Below are 19,566 nucleotides of genomic sequence, written 5' to 3' on the forward strand. Positions count from 1 at the left end.
CAGCGCACGAAAGCGAGCAACGACATGACGGAACCCGCTCCGGTGGATCTGATCCATCTCACCGATCACGACGGGAACCGCTGCATCGTGCGCGTCACGGGACGGTTTCAGCCGGGCGTGCTGACCGGTCACGACATTGTGCGCGCGGACGTGCTCGCCTCCGCGAGTTTTGTCGACGCCCGGCTCGACCTCTACCTGTTCCAGGACGACCTGGACTCCTGGGAGCAAGCACTGTCGCACTTGGGACCAGGCCAGACAGCCAGTATCGGCGGGGACCGCGGCTTGAACCTCGACATCCACATGTACGGGGACGGCTGGCTGTCGATCCAAGTCAGCGACCCCGATCGCCTCACGGCGATCCTCGGAGTCCGACCCCACGGAGACTGGATCACTGAGCACCGCGAGCGTTTGGAACAGGTCCGGTTGACCTGGCCCCGCGAAGTCATCGAGACGGCCCCAGGAGCCTACAAGTGGAGCCCCGACCGCAAGCGGTGACCACCTGATCCAAGCAGCCGACATCACGCTGTCGAGTTCAGTACGTACAGACTGAGGGCGTCGCGTCTCTCAATGAGCGTTGTTCTGGTTGCCGGCCTGCGGTCCGACAACCAGCAACAGCAGAGCCGACATCGCGGCTGACGGTTCCTTGCTGCATCTGCAGGACATCGCCCCGTTGCGCCATACGGCGCGAGCCATGACCACCTGTCGGCGGAGGCTGCATCAGCCGCCGTCCCCGGGCTTGAGGGGCCGGCGGCCGGTGAGTGCTGAGATCGACAGCTCGGCGCGCCGGCGGTGTCGTTCAGCGGGTGGTGGCGGTGGCGGCCTGTTCGATCAGGTCGGCCACGGCATGGGGGTGAGAGATGGACACGGCGTGCGAGGCCCTGATCACAGTGGGGTGTAACTGGGCGCGTTGGGTCATGAAGCGCCGGTTGTATTCACAGTGCACTACCTGCACGACGCCTACGCAACAGGTGCGGGAGCGTCCGCTCCGGGCCGAAGCGCCGGCCAGTCGCCCGTCGGCCAGGACAGAGGCCGGTCAGCGGAAGGTGAACTTCTGGTCCCGGGCCCCGTTGCACCGCCACAGGACGAGAGGGGTGTTGTTGGCCGTCTTTCCGCCCTTCACAGCCAGGCACTTGGTGTGCTGCCCACCCGCATATGGCCAGATCTGACAGTTGCGCTGCCGTGAGCCGCAGTTGAAGACGAAACTCTGGTTGGTGCGGCCGTTGCAGTTCCACAGAATGAGCTGGGTACCTTTACGGTAATTGCCAGGGATGTCCACACAGAGGCCCATCTTGCGCGCCGGATGGATCCGGTACGCGTTGTGGAAGTCGAGCGCCTCGACGTACCACTTCTGGTTCGATTGCCCGACGCAGCGGTATTGGTCAATCTTCGCCCCCTTGCGTACGCCTCCGTGGGCGGTGATGCACGGGCCGCTGAAGTGCTCCGGCAGCCATTGATAGGTACCGGGGAAGCGCAGCGCGCCTTCAGTCGTCCGTGCTCCGTGTGCTGCAACGGAAGCCGGGGTTTCCGCCTCGGCGGAAACGGCCGCAGCAAGGCCGCCGGCCACGGTGAGTGCTGCCGTGACGAGCACAAGCCGCTTGTGTACCTGCATGATCCGATCCCTTCTCCTCTGATCTGCCCTGAGTGGTGAACGTGTCGTACCGGGGACGACACGGCGAGCCCCCGCCCCGCTGCGTACCTTTCCGGGCGTGACGTCCGGCGTCATCACTAGCGTGCCGAACAAGCGCGGTGCATTCGTAGGGACGTTGACGACTCCGGGACGTCCCGGGACGTCCCGGACGCCGAGCTGCCAGGACGCAACCGAGGGACGTGTTCTCGGGAGCGCGTGCCGTCGATCGGGACGGGACTTTCAAGCCGTTTGCTGGAGTGACCGGATTCCGCCGCACGAACGAGTGGCAGGCAGGAGAACCCGCTACGGGGGTGCCCGAACAGGTGCAGTCTGACAACAGGTCATCAACCTGCGGGCCGCAGCTCCTGCTGGACGCAAGGGCTGCCGGGGAGGCGTGGTGAGGTGGAAAGAGCTGCCGAAGTCGCTTGATCCGCATGCATCGCAGCTGGTGGTCGAGTTGCGGCGGCTGAAGGATCACAGCGGGCTGAGCCTGAAGTCACTGCAGGCGAAAACGCCTTTCAGCAGCTCTTCGTGGGAGCGGTATCTCAACGGAAAGGCGCTACCGCCTCAGGCCGCCGTCGAAGCGCTGGCCCGGATGGCTGGTGCGGATGACGCGCCGTTGTCGGCCCTACGGGAGGCCGCGCACAGAGCCTCGACCAGCTCTGAGGCGGAGCCGGCAGAAAGCCGTCCCGTGGCGATGGAGCGGGATCCAAAGATCCGGACAGCGGCATTGTCTCTCGCCGCCGGTGTGCTGCTGATTTCTGCGGTCACCTCGGTGCTGTTGATCACCGACCCTTGGCACAAGCAGACTCCGGCAACGGGCGTGGCAGGCGTCGGGACGTACACGTGCAGATATGCCAGGCACGGTGACCAGCTGTTCGCCGGGAACAGCACCACCACGTCCCGCTTGGTGATGCGCAACACGACGGGCCCCGACGCTGCGGAGGTGCAGTGCCTGCTTCTACGCCACAAGCTGTCGCCCGGCGACGTGGACGGGTATTTCGGCGAACACAGCGAGTCGGCGGTCAGACGGTTGCAGCGACTGGATCATGTTCCGGTCGACGGGACGGTCGGCGAACGGACATGGGCGTTACTGCGGCATGTGCGATAGCCAACGACACGGAAAGAAGGACCGGGGGAATGGCGCACTCTGCGGCTCGCTGGGGAGGTCTGCCCCATCATCTGCCCGCCGCTTGCTCACATCTCGTCACCGACCTGCGCAAGCTCAAAGACGACAGTGGCTGCACTCTCGCCGAACTGGCCCAGGCTACAGCCATCAGCAAGTCGTCCTGGGAGCGTTACCTCAATGGCAAGCAGTTCCCACCCCGGCAGGCCGTCCAAGCCCTGTGCAGGGCGGCACACGGGCCCGAGAAGGAACTCCTGGCGCGGTGGGCGTTGGCGGACGCGGTCTGGAGCGGACGTGGGCAACCGACGGCTGCCCATTCTGACCGAACATCCTTGCCGGCGGCCGCCGTGGATGCCGCTCTACTCGACAACTCGCCCTCCGCCCAACGCGTCGGCCGCGTCCGCAGAGTGCTCCTTGCAGCCTCCGCGTTGATCGACGAACGCCCCCTGGGTACCGCTGCCGTCGTCCTCCTGCTGTGCGCGGCGATGGTCACGCCGGCCGCCGTCATCCACGCCTCCCGCGCCACCGGCACGCGGACCGTCACCCGCCCACCCGTCTGCCGGCTGCATTCGTGCGAAGGCAGGAACCCTCGTACGACGGCATGTGAGGATCCCATCACCACGGCCTCCCACACGGCAGCCGACGGCACCCGGCTCGAGATCCGGCTCAGCCCGAGCTGCCGCGCCGGATGGATCCGCGCTTGGCCATTGCACCCTGGCTTCCGCATCAAGATCAGCGGCCCGCACGCGAACACCCAAAGCGCCACCGAAACTGCACGGCCGGCCGACAGCGGCATCCTGACGACGACCATGATCACCGCTCCCCAGCCCTCGCGCCTACGCGCGTGCTACTACCCCTCCGCCGGTCATCCAGGACGGGAGTGCTTCGGGAGCACCGGCTGACCGTGCCTCAAACAGGTACCGGACTCGGACGCCGACCACGGACCACGGCCCAAGAGTGCGGCCAAGGCCTACCTCGGAAGCGGTATCGCCTACCGCACGGCAGTGCACAACAGGGTCCACTCGGTCCACCGCGACCTGGACAAGCCCGTCATCCACCGCTGTCCTCGGAGAACTTCCGTGACGCACTTCCGGCGCGACACAGCACGAGCCGAGTCGCACAGCGACCACCACGTCATGAGGGCCTTCGAGATCCGGTCCGCGTTTGTCCTCGCGCACATCGGTCTCTGACCGGCGCCGTCAACTACGCCGGTTGCGGTGTGGTCGGGTCAGATGCCTTTGCCGCAGTAGAACTTTTGGTCGCCCCAATCGATGTCGGAGATGCAGACCCGCGCCTTGTACCCCTTGTCATCCCGGTGAAACCCGGTGCGCCACGTCTGGTCCTCACCCGCCTGCGAGAGGTAGGCGTTCGAGGCCGGCTTGTAGCTGCCACTGCCGTGTTTGCGAGCAAGGTACATCTCACAGTGGGCGTTGTTGGATCGCAGCACCCCCTGAGCGTTCCAGCGACCGCTGACCTTCTTCGTGGTGACCCACCCAGTACAGCGACCTCGCTGGATGCGGGAGCTCGGTTCATATCCATCGGGATGGACGGCGGAGGTGTACGAGCTCGTCGGGGCCGCCGCACGTGTGACGGCGGCAGCGGGTACGGCGAGTCCGAAGGTGGCGAGACCTGCGAATGTTGCGGTGGCGGCAAGTGCCGTCATGCGTACGGAGATGGTCATTCTGCGGCTCCTCTCGATGCAGTGGGGTGTGCGACCGTCGGCACAGCCCCGGCGTCGCCTTCACTATGAGGAGGTGTCGGACGGAAGGCCAGGCAACTTGGGCAGGTGACGACCTCTCGGGACGCCCCGCCGGCAGACCTGCGGCAATACAGTTTGAGACGGCACCGTCGAGGGACACACCGGGATTGGCCTCGCACGCCGGGTTGTGATCGAGAGGCGCGTCATGCATACGGTGAGGTGCCGTTCGGGATCAGCTCTCGTTGTGCAGAGCAGCGTCGCCGGGTGGGGTGTCCGCTGAAGACGGGTGGCTGCCCGCAGGTTCCGGCGCCGCCCGAAGCTTCGCAGACTGAATGTGGGCGGTCCGTGGTGCCGATGTCGAGGGCAGGAGGCCCCTGGGAAGGCGTCATCTCGTATGCGAGAGCCAGAGGAATGAAGGCATGAAGTACGTACAACTGGGCACGTCGGGCTTGACGGTCTCGCGGATCTGCCTGGGCATGATGAGTTACGGCGACGAACCTGCCCGTAAGTGGCAACTGCGCGAGGATGCGGCACTGCCGATCGTGCGACGGGCCGTCGACATGGGCGTGACATTCTTCGACACCGCCGACAGCTATGCGGGTGGCACCAGCGAGACGTTGACAGGGCGGCTGCTGGCCAGGCTGTTCAGTCGCCGGGAGGACTACGTCCTGGCCACCAAGGTCTACTTCCCCACCGGACCGCGCCCGTACGAGCAGGGCTTGTCCCGCAACCACATCCTCGCGGGCATCGACGCCTCGCTCACCAGGCTCGGCACCGACTACGTGGATCTCTACCAGATCCACCGCTTCGACTCGGCCACGCCGGTCGAAGAGACCATGTCCACGCTGAACAGCCTCGTCCAGGCCGGGAAGGTGCGCTACATCGGCGCTTCCAGCATGTACGCGTGGCAGTTCGCCAAGGCGCAGTACGCCGCGGACCGGACCGCTTTTGTCTCCATGCAGAGCCACTACAACCTCCTGTACCGCGAGGAGGAACGCGAGATGATCCCGCACTGCCTGGACCAGGGCGTCGGGGTCATCCCCTACAGTCCGCTCGCCCGCGGCCTGCTCGCGGGCAACCGCACCCGTGCCGACGAGCGGCGCACACTCCGGGCAGCCGCCGATCCCCTGGCCGACTCCCGCTTCGACGCCCACGCCGATACGGACTTCGACGTCATCGAGGTCCTGCGGTCCGTCGCCGCGGACCGGGGCGTGCCACCTGCCCAGGTCGCTCTGGCCTGGCTCCTGCACAGACCAGGTGTGACCGCACCGATCGTCGGCGCCACCAAGCCCCACCACATCGACGACATGTCGGCGGCGGTGAACCTCCACCTCAGTCCTGAGGAGATGGCTCGCCTCGAAGCGCCGTATCGACCGCATCCGATCCTCGGGCACACCTGAGGGGTCACTGCGCCGGTGCGAGCGGGACCGTGCAGTTCACTCTCCGGCGTCCGACCGGTGCCCCAATCGGCGCGACCCGAGGTCGACCCGACGGGCAGTCGATCAAGACTTGGGCTCATCCGTTTTTGGTGCTGCCACCGATCCGTGCAGTCAACACCATCTCTCCCCCGAGCGGCCCCGCCCCCCTCATCGCATCAGTGGAGTACCGTCGCCGAGCGCCCCTGGGCAACGGTGTACGCGCCCGCGGAGATCGCGCCGAGGCTCGCGGGGGTGAGGGTCAGCGAGACGACGCCGCCCGGCAGTAGGCGCGAGCTCTCTGCGACGGCTGCGAATGTCGCAGGCGTCGATCCGCCAGGGAACAGACGCTTCCCCGTCCCGACGACGACGGGGTATTGGAGCAGTCGATACACGTCGACGAGTCCTGCCTGGTGCAATGTCTGCACGAGCTTCCAACTTCCATGAACCTGGAGCTCCTTGCCGGGCAGCTCCTTGAGGCGGCGTACCTCGTCGACCGGCTCACCGCGCAGGACCGTCGTCGGGGTCCAGTCGGCCTCCTCGTCAGTCAGTGTCGAGCTGACGACGTACTTCGGCAGCCCGTTGAGCTTGGTCGCGATCACGTTGTCAGGCTCGGTGACATTCGGCCAGTACCCGCCCAGCAGGCCAAAGCTCGTGCGGCCGAAGAGAAACGCGCCGGCCTCGCGGAACCAGCTCTCGACGACATTGTTGGTGTGCGCCGAGGCGTGCGGGACGAGCCACCCGCCGCGGTCGAAACCGCCGGATCGGTCCTCGTCAGGGGCTCCAGGTCCTTGCATGACGCCGTCGAGGCTGACGAAGGTGTTGACGCTGAGCAGCACGGTTCTCCTCCGGGATGTGAGTCGCGGACAGCCGACCAGGGCCGGCCGGCAGGCTCAAGCTAGCTACCGGGCCCAGAGTGGGTCTTGTACAGGAACGACATCGCGGCATGGTCGCCCGTCTGCAGCTCGCGTGCGGTGCGCCCGACGTAACGACGTAGCGCATGGGCGAGGTGGGCTTGGTCGAAGAACCCGAGCGTCTCGACGACCTTGCGCCAGTCGTGACCGTTGCGCAGCATCGTGGCTGCGGCGTTCGCGCGGTCGATCTGCGTCACGGCGGTTCGCGACAGTCCAGTGATCGCACGGTAGCGACGCTGAAGGGTACGCTCGGTCGGGCCGGCCCCGGGACGCTCGGCGGCGTATTCCTCGTCGCCCAGGCGCGATCCCACCAGCAGACCCGCGTCCTGCAGTCGCCGGACGAATTGCCCGACGTTCTCGAATGTCGGCGCCTCCCAGTCCTCACCGCCGACGACGATCCTGCCCGTGTCCGTCACCGGAAACGGTACGTAACCGTCAATGATCGAGGCGGGAGGATGCGGCCGAAGTACCGTGCCGAGCGCGAACCGGACCCCGAGGAACTCGGTGTCCGGCGGGACCGGCGCGGAACTCGCCCTCGTCTCCGGCCCGCGCAGGCCCGCGAGCAGGCGTCCCTGCGTCCACGAGAGGATCAGATGGCAGCAGGTCCGCGCCGCGGATGTCATCGTGTCCTCGGCGTCGCTGCGGGTACGCCACACGCGGTCGACGACGGTCGCATCCGTCTCGGTGCCGCGATGCTCGAACCGCAAGACCATGACCTCCTCGATCCTCCAACTGCTGAGGTTCCCGGAACGCAGGGAACGTGTGCCGGCGACCCAGGCCATCGACACCCTCTTCGTGGCGTCACTCGCCGTCGTCAGCTGCACAGCACGCTACCGCCCGGGCAACCTGGACCCCGGGGTACGCGACGCCACGAGTCCAGCTCCGGATTACGTCGATCTGCGGCAACTCCGAGGCCCACTTGCTCGACGACGCCTTCCACGCGCCGGCCGGGTGTCAGCGGAGAGCCGGTGTCCATGACGGCGCCAAGACAGCCCCGGTGAGCTTGCAGCCGACCGGGTTGACCCCGGCCGCCTTCACACGGGCGAGGGCTTCACCGGGTACCGCCTTCGGGTCCGGCAGGTGTCCATGCGAAGCCTTCAGGACGACCGTAAGGACGCTCTCCGTTCAGACGGCGAGAGCGACCGGGGTGGGCGACGCCTGCAGAACCCGGACCAGCGGTTCGAGCCTGACATCCTGAGTTGCCTGCGCCAGTGCTGCCCGCAGTGCGGTGTCGTGGGTGGGGCGGGCTGCCTCGAGCAGCTCTGTGCCGGCGTCGGTGACGTTGGTGTAGATCCCTCGGCGGTCGGTGGGGCACAGGTAACGGGACAGCAGACCTCGGTCCTCGAGTCGGGTGACGAGGCGGGTGGTGGCGCTCTGGCTGAGGACGACCGCGTCGGCGACCTGCTTCATCTGCAGGTGCCCTCCCTCTCCGTCGTGCTGTCGGCTGAGCACGTCGAGCAGTGAGTATTCGCGGGCGCTCAGACCGTGATCGGTTTCCAGTACGCGTTCGAGATGTGCCTCGATCTTGCCGTGCAGCAGGGAAAGCGCGTACCAGCCCTGGGCCAGGGCGGAGAGCGCCGGGTCGGTGGCGGTCACAGGAGCCTCCTTCGGCGGCGGGCCACTCCCGCACTATCAATACTTGCATACAACGGCAACCCCGATGCAACATATCGCGCGCTTGCATATATCAAGCGTCTGCAATTATTGTGCTGGAACGTAAGCATCTGACGCAATCACTTGAAAGGTCTCCGCCCATGCCTCTCGCGCTCCTGGCCCTGGCCATCGGGGCCTTCGGGATCGGCACCACCGAATTCGTGATCATGGGCGTGATGCCCCAGGTCGCGGAGGACTTCGGCGTCAGCATCCCCACCGCCGGCTGGCTGGTCTCCGGCTACGCCTTCGGCGTCGTCATCGGTGCTCCGCTGCTCACCGTGCTCGGCACCAAGGTGTCCCGCAAGAAGATGCTCATGTTCCTCATGGGTCTGTTCGTCGTGGGCAACGCCCTCTCGGCCTTCGCGCCCAGCTTCGGCGTCATGCTGATCGGCCGGATCGTCGCCTCGCTGGCCCACGGCGCGTTCTTCGGCATCGGCTCCGTGGTCGCCGCCGACCTGGTGGTTCCCGAGAAGAAGGCCTCGGCCATCTCGCTGATGTTCATGGGCCTGACCGTGGCCAACATCGTCGGCGTACCCGCCGGCACCTATATCGCGCAGGTGACCGGTTGGCGCGTCACCTTCACCATCGTCGCCGTCCTCGGCGTCATCGGTTTCCTCGGCGTCGCCAAGCTCGTCCCCGAGCAGGGCAGGCCCCAGGCCGCGAACATCCGCACCGAGTTCGCCGCCTTCAAGAATGTGCAGGTCTGGCTCGCCATGGCGATGACCGTCCTCGGCTACGGCGGTGTCTTCGCGGCGATCACCTACATCACGCCGATGATGACCCAGGTGACCGGCTACGCCGAGGGCGCCGTGACCTGGCTGCTCGTCCTGTTCGGCATCGGCATGTTCCTCGGCAACCTGCTGGGCGGGAAGTTCGCCGACCGCGCCCTGATGCCGATGCTCTTCACCACCTTGGCGGCCCTGGCTGCCGTACTGCTGCTGTTCACCGCGACCGCCCACAACAAGGTGCTGGCCGCGATCACCCTCGCCCTGATCGGCGCGCTCGGTTTCGCCACGGTGCCGCCGTTGCAGAAGTGGGTTCTCGACCAGGCACCGGCCGCCCCGACGCTGGCCTCGGCCGCCAACATCGGCGCCTTCAACCTCGGCAACGCGCTGGCAGCCTGGCTCGGTGGTGTGGTGATCGCAGGAGGACTCGGCTACACCTCCCCGAACTGGGTCGGTGCCCTACTCTCCGGCACCGCCTTGCTGCTGTCCTTCCTCGCGGCGTTCCTCAACGGCCGCACCCGCCGAGCCTCCAGCAGCGTCGTGGTCGGCTCCACGCAGGCTCAGCAGACCAGCGTCCCGATCGGCCACTGACCCCGGGCAGACCCGGCCCGACCAGAACCCGGACACCACGAACGAAATGAGCAACACACCATGAGCACCCCCGCCACCGTCGCCCCTCTGACCACTCAGGACGCGGAGGGTCTGGTCACCGCCGCCCGTCGTGCCGCGGAGGCGGCCGGAGCCACCGTCAGCGTCACCGTTCTGGACGCCGGCGGTCACCTCCTCGCCTTCCGCCGCGACGACCGCGCCGTGCTGATCTCCGGCGAGACCAGCACCCGCAAGGCGTACACCGCACTCCAGCTGAACGCCGCGACCGCCGACCTCGTCGACCTGGTCAAGCCCGACGGCCCGTTCCACAGCCTGCCGACCGCCCTCGACCGGCCGCTGCTGTTCATCGCCGGTGGCCTGCCCGTCCATCGCGACGGCCGCCTCATCGGCGCCATCGGTGTCGGCGGCGGGACCCCCGAGCAGGATCACGGCTTCGCCGCCACGGCACTCGACACCCTCGCCTGAGAACACCTCAGCCGTATGGGCCGGGCACCGACGGGGCCGACAGCTCCAGCATCAGTGTCAGTGAGCTGTTCGTACTCGTCGTAGGCGTGACTCCTCCTCCTCATGGATGAGGGGGCTTCTCGCTATGCCGGGTTGGCGTTGCGACGGACCAGCCCGGACCGTAGAACGTTGATCGCGCCCACTGTGTCCGCGTGCGCTGAGTGGCCGCACGAGAGGCAGTGGAACTTTTCCTGGGTGGGCCGTTTCTCCTTGGCGGTGTGCCCGCATTCGGGGCACTGCCGTGAGGTGTTACGGGGGTCCACCGCCATCACTTGCCGTCCGGCTCCTTCCGCCTTGGCGGCCAGGATCGCGAGGAACACCCCCATCCGGCATCAGCGATCGAGCGGTTGAGTCCGGCCTTCGCGGCGGCCCCGTTGGGCACAAACACGCCCGGCTGTTCGGGGTCCGGCTTCGGTGCGGGGGCCTTGCTCATGTTGCGGATCTTGAGGTCTTCGTGCGCGATGAAGTCGTGTTCCCGCACGAGGTCGAGAGCGGCCTTGTGTGCGTGGTCCAGGCGCTGACGGCGGACCTTGCGGTGCAGGGTCGCGACGCGTTCGACCGCCTTGCGGCGGCGCTTGGACCCTCGCTCGCACCGGGCGAGGACCTGTTGTGCGGCTTCGAGCTGGGCGGCGGCCTTGGCGCCGTGGCGGGGGTTGGACACGAACCCACCGCCTGAGTCGGCAAGGAAGTTGGCTACCCCCATGTCGACGCCGACCACGCTGCCGGTCGCGGGAAGCGGCTTGGGCGCGCTTTGCTCGGCGGTCAGGATGACGTACCAGCGGCGACCTTCCCGCTTCACACTGATCGTCTTGACCTTGCCGATCACCGCACGGTGCTGGTGGACCTTGACGTGCCCGACGCCTTGGAGGCGCACGCGGGTGATCGGATCGTGCGGGGTTGAATCCCAGCGGCAGCCGTCGCCGTCCTTGGGGAAGTCCACGGTGTCGAACCGCCTGCCCGACCGCAAACGCGGATATCCCGGCTTGTCACCGGCCTTCACGCGCCGGAAGAACGCAGCGAACGCCTTGTCCAGCCGGCGCAAGGTGGCCTGCTGACTTGAGAACGACCAACGCCCCTGACGCTCGGGATCGAAGGAACGGATGTCTTTGAGCTGAGCGGACTGCTGCCCGTAGCGGACCGTGGTCTTCGAGGTGTGCCGGTAGGCGCCACGGCGTTCCTGCAAAGCCCCGTTGCAGAGAGAACAATGCTCACGCAGCATCTCGGCAAGCGCGCCCGCCTGGCCCACGGTGGGCCGCATGAGGAATGTGTACGCACGGATCATCCCGCCCACCCCCTCCCTGGTCAGCTTCGAAGATCACACTACCCTTGGCGTCTGCACGCTCACTTGGTGTTCGTCACCAGTACCGCAAGGACGTCTTCGATGACGCCATGCTCAAGCGGTGCGAGGAGATCATGCGGCAGGTATGCGGCAGCTTCGGGACAGAGCCGAAGGAGTTCAACGGCGAACGCGATCACGTACACCTGCTCGTGCACTACCCGCCGAAGATCGCCCTGTCCAAGCTGATCAACAGCCTCAAGGGCGTCACCTCCCGGTACCTGCGCGCCGAGTACACCGCCCGCGTCAACCGCATCGGGCTGGGCTCCGTGTTCTGGTCCCGCTCATACTTCGCCGGCTCGTGCGGCGGCGCACCGCTCAACATCGTCCGTCAGTACATCGAAGGCCAGAAGCAGCCCACCTGACCGTCACCGAAGACACACAGCGAACTCCGGCGCTACACGCCTCCGGCCCGAGGATGCGTGTCCCTCCCCGACTGAAGCCGGGGATACCCACGCAAGATCAGGGATGGATCTGCGCTGCCGCGACCATGCCGTCGAGTTCGACGCCGGGCGGGCCTCATCGCCGCTTTTGTCCTTGCTTGCGCAGGAGTTCCGCAAGGCGGTCGCCGATCGGGGTGGTGCCGGGCAGGGGCTCGTGGCGGAAGTGCTTCGCCTTGCGCCGGCGCAGCAGTTCCTCCCCGTCCCGCTCCCAGGCGAACGCGGGCTTGCGTAGCAGTGCGCGGAAGACGGCATCAGCGTTCTCGGGATGCCGCTGGACCAAACGGCGGATCACCATGGGAGCGACGGAGTCGTCGGTCAGGTACTCCCGTAGTCGGCGCAGGTAGGTGCGGTCACGGGCCAGGTCGGGATCGGCGAACAGTGCCTCAAGATGGCCGAAGTCGGCGTAGTAGCACAGGCCTTCGGTCTCGTCATAGATCACGGCGACGGTGTCCGCGTCGCGGAACTCTTCCGGCAAGCTGCTGAGTTCGTCGAGGGAGGGCCCACCGCGTGCAGCCTGCGCTGCGCTCTCGTCGTCGAGTTCGGCCAGAACTTTGTCCTGCCGATGGCGGTGGTACTCCCGCATCCGCACGGCCACCTCGTCGGGATCCAGGACGAGCAGGTCCGTGCCGAACACCTCGATGAAGTCGGCGCGTGCTTCGGCCTGCATCTCCCAGGCGCGGCGCAGCAACGCGGGATTACGGCGCAGCAACTGCGGGTTGCCCGCAAGGTTCTGGACTACTGCGTGTGCCAGCTGCGGTCCGTCGCCCGATTCGTAGGTGGCGAGGTTGCCGCTGATGAGCCAGGCGTCGGTGTCCGGGTGGACGGGCACGATGCGGGCGGTCACGAACATCCGTGTACTCAGGTGGCCAAGGGCGTCGCTGCCCAGATTGGAGTAGACCCGGTAGACGAGGTCATCGAGCAGGTTGTGCAGAACAACGGCCTCTCCTTCGAAGCGCTGTACCTCGAAGGCTCCCTCCACCACGTCGCGCCAGCCGAGCACCATCGCCCGCTCGTCCTCCCGCAGCGGAGGCCGCCGCTGCGCCACGAACCGCTCGAGGACCGTCGAGCCGTCCGCAAGCTCGTGCTGCAGCACAAAGTGATCGATGATCTCGATGGCTGTCATCTCGTCCAAGGCGCCGAGCCGGTCTTCTGCCTCCTCAAACCGGGCATCCAACCGGCGGGCAAAGCGGGGACCTTGCGCGAAGTCCACCAACTCGCCTTTCAGGTCGCCACCGCGTGCCACCAGGCTGGCGACCTGGGGCAGTACCGCGGGGGAATCGCTGTGTTCCACTGCTTCTTCCTACCTGCTCTTCCCGTGTGTTCTATCGCCGCAAGCCGCCGCAGTAGGGCAGCGTGCTGGATGCCGGAACATATGTCAGAAACAGCAACCGTTCCAAGTTGCGTACCTTCCGCCGGCGCCTGCATCACCCCTGACCCAAGCAGCCGCCCGGTCATGCCTGTTCGGCGGAGGCTATGGCCGTCTTCAGCACGCAGCGTTCGAAACTGGCGCAGCACACGACCCGGCAACGGCATAGGACCCGGCCAACGGTGGCCCGATCGTTTGCCGTCGTCCGAGGTACGGCGGCCACCGTTTTTCGCCATGTCCTCGAGTCTGGCAGAGCAGCGCGCGACGCGGACCCCGAGGCTTGAAGTTTGCCCCGCCCGGGTGGTCGGTCCTCAGCCGCCAGCCGCTTCTCGGCCACTGCGGACGGGTGGGGGGTGCCCAAGGCGAGTCGACCACTTTCGAACGGCGGCTTTGCTCAGCACCAAGATCGGAACCGAGGCATCGAATCCTGCGGGGTTACCGCTGGCGCAACCATGATTGCGATCTGCGGATCGATCTTGTTCTCGCCCCCGGCCGACCTTGCTTTCATGGCAGCCCGGACGGGTAGCCCGCGTCTTGCGTCACCGTCCGCCCAGCGCCACCAAGGACAATCGAACTTTCGATGACAAGGACGGCCTGACATGGCGATGACGCCCGTCGGAAAACCCCCGGTTCATATAGAGCAACCGCCGCTGATCGCGATCGCAGGCGGCTGTTGATCAAACTGAAGCTCGCCACGCAGATCGGTGAAGGCCTCGACGGCTACATCATCGGCGGCATCGGCATGGCTCTTGCCGCACTCACGACCGACCTGCACCTGTCCACCCTGTGGCAGGGCCTGGTCGGAGCCTCTCCGCTGATCGGCATCTTCGTCGGCCGCGAGTACGCGATGGGCGCCCCGTTGCTGTCCGAGTACGCTGCGTGCCGCAACCGCGGGCGCCTGCTGGCCAGCCTGGAAGTCAGCTGGTACGTCGGCTACATGGTGGCGACCATCGTCGGCGCGGGGCTGGCCCACGTGGACGGGGGCTGGCGCTGGACGCTCGACAGCAGCGCGATCATCGCCGCCATCTGCCTGGCGCTGCAGGGTGGGGTTCCGAAGTCGGCGCGATGGCTGGTCAGCAAGGGACGGCGCGCGGAGGCCGAAGAACTGATCGTCAAGTACGGCATGAAGGTCGACGTCGAGGCCGAGCTGGCCGACGCGGAGAAGAAGGACCTTCTCCACAGATCTCCTCAGACCCCGCCGCTGGTACCCCGCATAGGTGAACCGGTCACCCTGACACTTGTTTCCGCTTGGATGATCCTCCCGGACCACTCCTGGTTTCAAGAGTCCCCATCGAGCGGGGCGACCAGGCTGTCTCCGGGAAAAAGGTCCTGTTCGTCACGAGACCCACGAGGAACACGTCGACCTCGGCCAGCACCGCAATGCACCCAGTGAGCCCAGATGTGAGGAGACTGTCAGCGGCAGCGTGAGTCACTTCCCCGCTCCTGACCGCCGTGAGCATGTACGGCGCCACGTGCGCGACGGTTCTCGGTGCGTTGACGTGGATGTCGGACCGACGCCGGCGCCCACGTCAGGGTCCAGACAGGGGCTGCATACCCAGCCTTCGTCGGCCGGCTGACCGGGCTCGGCTCAACGTCGTCGGCGGCTCGGGGAGTCGGCGCCAACTTTTTCGGATGGCTTGAGGAGGTGGAGAGTTGACACCTCGAAGGCTCTGCGCGATGCCTGCCGGCCGAGCTTGATCACAATGATGTGACGAACCGTCATAGGATCCCCAACCGCCTTCACGCTTCCTTTGCTTCCTGCAATGCTGCTGCGGCTGAAACCAGAACCCGCAAATGGAGCCGATCACATGGACGACATCAAGTCCACGACCGAGTCCGACCAGAGCGTTCCGAGCCCGGCCGGAGGTACCGTCGCGCCCAGCACTGCCGGTGCCCCTGTCGCGACCCGTGTGGCCGGCTTGGCCATGAAGCGCCGCGGACCCGTCGCGGTGTGGCTCGGCCTGCCGCTCATCACCCTCGGAATCTATCAGCTGGTGTGGTACTACAAGATCCACAAGGAGTTGCAGGCATTCGACCGTCGCCAGACCCTCAGCCCGGCGGGCAGCGTACTGGTATTGATCTTCCTGGGCTGGACCGTCATCGCTCCGCTCGTCTCTTACCACAACACCGGCAAGGCTATTGCGAACGCTCAGCGTGCGGCAGGCCTGCCCGTGACGTGCAGCCCCGCCGTAAGCACGTGGCTGACGTTCGTCTTCGGCCTGAACATCTGGTACATGCAGCGCCAGCTCAACCTGGTCGTCGACGCCTATCCGGGTATTGCTCCGGGCACCGAGGTGCCTCTGGCCGCCTGAATTCAGTAGCCGATGTACGGATCGGCGGCCTCGCTGACCAGCGGGCCTCGAGAAGCCCACGCCATCTGACCAGCTCAGATGCCGTGGGCTTCCATCGTTGTCGGTCGACGTCGGCCGACCTCCAACGCCCCGGAACCGGCCCAGGCTCTGAACTGCACCGGATGTGGTCGTGGTCCTGAAGCCAGGCGTGATCGCCTCGGCAGACGGGAGAACACAGGTCCGATGCCTGAACCACGGAAGTGTTCCGACGAACTGCGCGAGCGGGCGGTCCAGGCCCGCCCGTCCGGTCGTCCATGTGGCCCGCGATACCTGGGCATCCACAAGGAAGCCGTGCAGGGCTGGGTCCGTCCGGCCCAGGTCGAACAGGGCGCCGCGCCGACCTGATGACCACGGTCGAGCTGACCGAACCAACGCAACCCCGCAACAGAGTGGTTGGGTTGGTTGGTGCGGGTCAGGGAGATCTTGGCAGCCGTCAGCGTGCCTTTCGCAGATCGGCGGCGGAAATCGGCACCGGGCTAGAGACGACTCACTCCGAGCATGGCATCACAACCACCGTGGTGCGCACCGCCCTCGAGAGCCTGGTGGCCAAGAAGCAGGCGACGCCCGCAGACACTAGTGACGTCTACCCGTTCCGCTGGTCGTCGATCTGCCGCCAATCGGTCCCGCGTGCACTTCACGGCCACGGTGCTGATTCCGACTTTCCCGCACTTGGGCGGTTCTTGACGATCAGATGAATGGCCCGGCCGCACGCCTTCCGTTCCAGCGGTCGTCGCAGCGGCCGGGCCTCCCCTACCGAGTCAGTTGAGCTTCCACTCTCCAGTGTCGTCGGAGAATCCGGAGTCCATCGTGAACTGGACGGCAGACGGCTTCACGCCCTTCGGGACCTCGAACACGATCCATCCGAGGGCCTTGGCGCCGGGCTTGAGACGTACGTCGGACGACATGGACGGTCCGGCCGTGATGTCGGCGATCGTCGCCTGGAACTGCTGGCCCTGGGCGTCGCTGATCTGGGCGCCGTTGGAGGGGCTGTCGCTGTAGGCCTTCTTGCCCGCGTTGACGAGCCGGAACTGGACGCCGTAGAAGCGCTTGCCGACGCTGGGCTCGGTAAACTCGTCGCCGGGCTTGGCGTTGTCGACGACCTTGACGACGGTAACGTCGAGCTTGCCGCCCTCCATGCCCGTCACACCGATGGTGTCGCCGACCTTGGCCACGTCGGGCTTCTTCTTTTCCTTGGCCGCAGCCTTCTTGCCGCTATTGGCGGGCACGCTGGCGTGGGCCTTCTTCTTGTCGTTGACGGTGGTGCCGGTCTCGCACGCGGTGAGCGCCAGCGCCGAAACAGCAAGCACAGCGGATGTGGCAGCAAGTCTGGTACGCGCGTTCATGGTTCTAGTCCCCCCAAGGGATAGTCGATTCACACCTAACGGACGCGGCAACTCAAGCAATGGTTGCAATCTCCGTGAACCGACTTCACACTCTCCCATTCTTTCCACTCGGGGATCGTCCTGACCCAGGGGGATACCCCGCCCGATCGCCTCCAGTGGGAGACCGCACGTGTCATCGACTCCGCCTCCACCGCTGACGAAGCGTTTCCCCCGCTCTCCCGGGCCGCCACTGCGCCAGCCGATCAGATCTGCCGACGACTTGGGGGCCGGCGCGGCAACGGGGTCTCCCCGGATCCGGGCTTCGATGCCCGCGCGGACGATGAATACGCGCAGGGCATGCAGGCCGTAGGCGTGCCGAGGATGGTGCCGTCGACGCATACGCGTCGGCTGCCGACCTCGTCTGGCCAGGCCGCGGACCGAGGCAAGGATCCGGCGGCCGTATCGACGACCTCTTCCATGTACTCGGCGCACCAATCGAACAGACCTCGCACCTGCAATTCGGACGGCTCGAGCACGCCGGCAGACGCCCTGGCCGAGAAGCAGGTGGAGAGGCACGGGGACCCCCCGATGCCAGGTCAAGGTCAGGCTTGCCCGGCTGTTCGCAGGCCGACCCGGAGTCGCAACAGCTCTGCCCGGCCCGGCTCGACCCCTCTTCCAACCATCCTTCCGCCTTCTCCCGAGAGCCACACAGGACCGGAGGGAACGCACTCATCGGTCAGCTACCACCACCCGGCCGGCGAACGAGAGGAGCCAGTCCGCACCATGCGCCAGTACGCCTGCCGATGCCCCGCGCGCCGTACCGAACCCGCCCGTATGCCAGCGCACGACGAGCGGACGACAACGGGCGGGTGCATCGTGATGAGCACCACCGCCATCCCGACGGCAAGCGAATCGAACAGATTCCGCGAACAATGCCCAGACCCGGGCAGCTCGCAGCGCTTGTATTCGTCAGCGCGCTGATCCTCTTCGCGTTACTCCTCGAGATCGTTTGACCCAGGAAGAGCAAGACCACATGGACATGGACGTCGTCCTGACGAATGGGAAGATCACCCTGGCTCCGGCCAGCCGCATCCGGATCGTCTACAGCCAGCACCGGGCCCTGTACGGGCCGACCGTCATCGCCGAGGCCGCCACCCTTCTCGAGGCCCTCCTCGACACCGGCGAGCGAAACGGCTACCCCACGGAAGCCGAGGGATTCGGATGGCTGGCCACCGCTGCCGCCGAGGCCGCCGCCGACCGCTACTGCCAGCCCACAGGCGACCGCACGGCAAGTGAACTGGCGGTCCTGCGCGCCGCCCTGCGGGCGGCCCTGGGCGACGAGGGACTGACTGTCACCCGGTCCGTGACACCGATGGGCGTCGCCGTGGAACCCGAACCCGGTGGGCCGTCGTGGGGCCTCGACGGGACAGCCGGGCTGGCCGTGACCCTGCGGGCCAACAAGGGCTGGGAACTGGAGGCAAACGTTCCATATTCGCAGTCGTGCTCCATTGTCGCCCCAACCACCGAGGATGGGGCCCGGGAAGTCGCCGCCCTGGTCCGAGACGTCACCACGGGCAAGCGCCCGGACCCGTTCCCCACGTGGCGATAGCCGCGTCCACGCCAGACTCACGGCAAGAGCACCTCGCGGTCAGCAGGTGTCAGCCCCCACGCATGAAAAGCGGGACCGCCCGATACACCCTGGGGGACCATGGGAGCCATGACGGACGAGCTCGTACGAGTCAAAGTGCTGCTGCTCTTCGGGGACGAGGCCGAAATCGTGGCGGACGTGCCGGAGGAGGAACGCGCCGAGCCGGAACGGTACCCGGCTGCGCAGATCGCACAGGCGGTGGGCCTCGAGCCTCGGCAGCTGCCAGGCAGGGCCCTGACCGCCGAGGTCGGCCCGGACAATCGCTTGAGAGGCTGGCAGCTGACCTGATGCCTTAAGACACCGTTTCTTTTGGTGACTGCATCGGTGGGCCAGCGATCGGTTTGTCGCGGTTGCTCTGGTCAGCGAGGCATGCGCTGCCCGAGCTCTCGAGCCTTCTCGCGCAAGCCCGCACCCCAGGCACGCCCTTCGGCCGGAGCGGACATCCCTGTGACTGTGGAAACCTGCGCATCTTCGAGTGCGCCATCAGGGGCGGATCCGAACTGGGCCAAGTCCACCCTGATCCCGGCGCGCTCTGCGAGAACCAGCACGGTGGCGGTGAACCCTTCGGAGAGCGCAAGCACTATGGCATGGCTCGTTCTTCGGTGGTGCGCCAGCAGGGCGTTGACGAAGATCTCCAAGGTGGCCGGGTCGATCTGGCACTCGTCGTTCTCCATCGGCCCGATGCCCGATGAGAGTTCTAGCTCTGCTTCGAAGACCGCCACTTGGCGTCGGAACAGACGGGAAGCTCCGTTGGATGGGTTCCACAGGGTCTCGCCGTCCATATCGAAGTACTGGCTCATCACGGCACCTTTCGGCTGGTCATGACAG

The 19,566-nt window shown here is 66.5% G+C and carries 20 protein-coding genes and 2 pseudogenes; 13 read left to right on the forward strand and 9 right to left on the reverse strand.

Features of this window, described 5'->3' with window-relative positions; all coding sequences use genetic code 11:
* The first annotated feature begins 24 nt into the window (after nt 1–24).
* Nucleotides 25–495 (forward strand): DUF5959 family protein, encoded by a 471-nt coding sequence (locus tag ACSHXN_RS01610; RefSeq protein ID WP_383359479.1) that lies wholly within the window; start codon nt 25–27, stop codon nt 493–495.
* A 538-nt stretch (nt 496–1,033) separates the two neighbouring features.
* On the opposite strand, the gene ACSHXN_RS01615 is transcribed toward ACSHXN_RS01610, so the two are convergent.
* A complete protein-coding gene (locus tag ACSHXN_RS01615) occupies nt 1,034–1,609 on the reverse strand; it encodes an RICIN domain-containing protein (protein WP_356107102.1) in 576 nt (191 codons plus the stop codon).
* Nucleotides 1,610–2,024: 415 nt separating this feature from the next.
* Between ACSHXN_RS01615 and ACSHXN_RS01620 the strand changes: the two genes are divergently transcribed.
* The gene (locus ACSHXN_RS01620; RefSeq protein WP_355132444.1) at nt 2,025–2,738 is read left to right on the forward strand and encodes a helix-turn-helix domain-containing protein; all 714 of its coding nucleotides are present in this window, start codon (nt 2,025–2,027) and stop codon (nt 2,736–2,738) included.
* Between the two features lie 29 nt (nt 2,739–2,767).
* Nucleotides 2,768–3,655 (forward strand): helix-turn-helix domain-containing protein, encoded by an 888-nt coding sequence (locus ACSHXN_RS01625; protein ID WP_438302473.1) that lies wholly within the window; start codon nt 2,768–2,770, stop codon nt 3,653–3,655.
* Nucleotides 3,656–3,981: 326 nt separating this feature from the next.
* Here the strand turns inward: ACSHXN_RS01625 and ACSHXN_RS01630 are convergent, their stop codons facing one another.
* On the reverse strand, nt 3,982–4,434 hold the full coding sequence (locus ACSHXN_RS01630; RefSeq protein WP_356107096.1) for a hypothetical protein: 453 nt from the start codon (nt 4,432–4,434) through the stop codon (nt 3,982–3,984).
* A 437-nt stretch (nt 4,435–4,871) separates the two neighbouring features.
* Here ACSHXN_RS01630 and ACSHXN_RS01635 point away from each other — a divergent pair, with 437 nt between their 5' ends.
* On the forward strand, nt 4,872–5,852 hold the full coding sequence (locus ACSHXN_RS01635; protein ID WP_356297391.1) for an aldo/keto reductase: 981 nt from the start codon (nt 4,872–4,874) through the stop codon (nt 5,850–5,852).
* 194 nt (nt 5,853–6,046) lie between these two features.
* Here the strand turns inward: ACSHXN_RS01635 and ACSHXN_RS01640 are convergent, their stop codons facing one another.
* The 3 genes from ACSHXN_RS01640 to ACSHXN_RS01650 form a co-directional block, all read right to left on the reverse strand.
* The gene (locus ACSHXN_RS01640) at nt 6,047–6,706 is read right to left on the reverse strand and encodes a dihydrofolate reductase family protein (protein ID WP_355132447.1); all 660 of its coding nucleotides are present in this window, start codon (nt 6,704–6,706) and stop codon (nt 6,047–6,049) included.
* Between the two features lie 59 nt (nt 6,707–6,765).
* The gene (locus ACSHXN_RS01645) at nt 6,766–7,563 is read right to left on the reverse strand and encodes a helix-turn-helix domain-containing protein (RefSeq protein WP_438302474.1); all 798 of its coding nucleotides are present in this window, start codon (nt 7,561–7,563) and stop codon (nt 6,766–6,768) included.
* Between the two features lie 343 nt (nt 7,564–7,906).
* Nucleotides 7,907–8,377, reverse strand: a complete 471-nt coding sequence (locus ACSHXN_RS01650) for a MarR family winged helix-turn-helix transcriptional regulator (protein ID WP_356107088.1) — start codon at nt 8,375–8,377, stop codon at nt 7,907–7,909.
* Between the two features lie 158 nt (nt 8,378–8,535).
* Here ACSHXN_RS01650 and ACSHXN_RS01655 point away from each other — a divergent pair, with 158 nt between their 5' ends.
* Both ACSHXN_RS01655 and ACSHXN_RS01660 read left to right on the forward strand, forming a co-directional pair.
* Nucleotides 8,536–9,750, forward strand: coding sequence for an MFS transporter (locus tag ACSHXN_RS01655; protein WP_438302475.1), 1,215 nt, complete (start codon nt 8,536–8,538; stop codon nt 9,748–9,750).
* 60 nt (nt 9,751–9,810) lie between these two features.
* The gene (locus ACSHXN_RS01660; protein ID WP_438302476.1) at nt 9,811–10,233 is read left to right on the forward strand and encodes a GlcG/HbpS family heme-binding protein; all 423 of its coding nucleotides are present in this window, start codon (nt 9,811–9,813) and stop codon (nt 10,231–10,233) included.
* Nucleotides 10,234–10,355: 122 nt separating this feature from the next.
* On the opposite strand, the pseudogene ACSHXN_RS01665 reads toward ACSHXN_RS01660, so the two are convergent.
* Nucleotides 10,356–11,554: pseudogene (locus ACSHXN_RS01665) on the reverse strand (RNA-guided endonuclease InsQ/TnpB family protein).
* A 51-nt stretch (nt 11,555–11,605) separates the two neighbouring features.
* Between ACSHXN_RS01665 and tnpA the strand changes: the two are divergent.
* A pseudogene (gene tnpA, locus ACSHXN_RS01670) lies at nt 11,606–11,973 on the forward strand (IS200/IS605 family transposase).
* A 154-nt stretch (nt 11,974–12,127) separates the two neighbouring features.
* On the opposite strand, the gene ACSHXN_RS01675 reads toward tnpA, so the two are convergent.
* A complete protein-coding gene (locus ACSHXN_RS01675) occupies nt 12,128–13,342 on the reverse strand; it encodes a hypothetical protein (protein ID WP_438302477.1) in 1,215 nt (404 codons plus the stop codon).
* Nucleotides 13,343–14,090: 748 nt separating this feature from the next.
* Here ACSHXN_RS01675 and ACSHXN_RS01680 point away from each other — a divergent pair.
* The 4 genes from ACSHXN_RS01680 (at nt 14,091) to ACSHXN_RS01695 (ending at nt 16,463) form a co-directional block, all read left to right on the forward strand.
* Complete coding sequence (locus ACSHXN_RS01680; RefSeq protein ID WP_438302478.1) at nt 14,091–14,810, forward strand: MFS transporter; 720 nt, start codon at nt 14,091–14,093, stop codon at nt 14,808–14,810.
* 415 nt (nt 14,811–15,225) lie between these two features.
* Complete coding sequence (locus tag ACSHXN_RS01685) at nt 15,226–15,729, forward strand: DUF4234 domain-containing protein (RefSeq protein WP_356114889.1); 504 nt, start codon at nt 15,226–15,228, stop codon at nt 15,727–15,729.
* A 222-nt stretch (nt 15,730–15,951) separates the two neighbouring features.
* Nucleotides 15,952–16,113 carry a hypothetical protein gene (locus ACSHXN_RS01690; RefSeq protein WP_356114888.1) on the forward strand — a complete coding sequence of 54 codons (162 nt, stop codon included), beginning with the start codon at nt 15,952–15,954 and terminating at the stop codon, nt 16,111–16,113.
* A complete protein-coding gene (locus tag ACSHXN_RS01695) occupies nt 16,113–16,463 on the forward strand; it encodes a hypothetical protein (RefSeq protein WP_355136437.1) in 351 nt (116 codons plus the stop codon). The genes ACSHXN_RS01690 and ACSHXN_RS01695 overlap by 1 nt, the downstream gene beginning before the upstream one ends.
* A 63-nt stretch (nt 16,464–16,526) precedes the next feature.
* Here ACSHXN_RS01695 and ACSHXN_RS01700 read toward each other — a convergent pair whose 3' ends face one another.
* Nucleotides 16,527–17,111, reverse strand: a complete 585-nt coding sequence (locus tag ACSHXN_RS01700; RefSeq protein ID WP_438302479.1) for a DUF4352 domain-containing protein — start codon at nt 17,109–17,111, stop codon at nt 16,527–16,529.
* A gap of 1,012 nt (nt 17,112–18,123) precedes the next feature.
* Between ACSHXN_RS01700 and ACSHXN_RS01705 the strand changes: the two genes are divergently transcribed.
* A complete protein-coding gene (locus ACSHXN_RS01705; protein WP_438302480.1) occupies nt 18,124–18,699 on the forward strand; it encodes a hypothetical protein in 576 nt (191 codons plus the stop codon).
* A gap of 108 nt (nt 18,700–18,807) precedes the next feature.
* Nucleotides 18,808–19,026, forward strand: a complete 219-nt coding sequence (locus tag ACSHXN_RS01710) for a hypothetical protein (protein ID WP_355136443.1) — start codon at nt 18,808–18,810, stop codon at nt 19,024–19,026.
* A 71-nt stretch (nt 19,027–19,097) separates the two neighbouring features.
* On the opposite strand, the gene ACSHXN_RS01715 is transcribed toward ACSHXN_RS01710, so the two are convergent.
* Nucleotides 19,098–19,538: a DUF6086 family protein gene (locus tag ACSHXN_RS01715; protein WP_355136445.1), complete on the reverse strand. Its 441-nt coding sequence runs from the start codon at nt 19,536–19,538 to the stop codon at nt 19,098–19,100.
* Between the last annotated feature and the right edge of the window lie 28 nt (nt 19,539–19,566).

This window comes from Streptomyces sp. HUAS TT11 (assembly GCF_051553595.1).
Classification (GTDB): Bacteria; Actinomycetota; Actinomycetes; order Streptomycetales; family Streptomycetaceae; genus Streptomyces.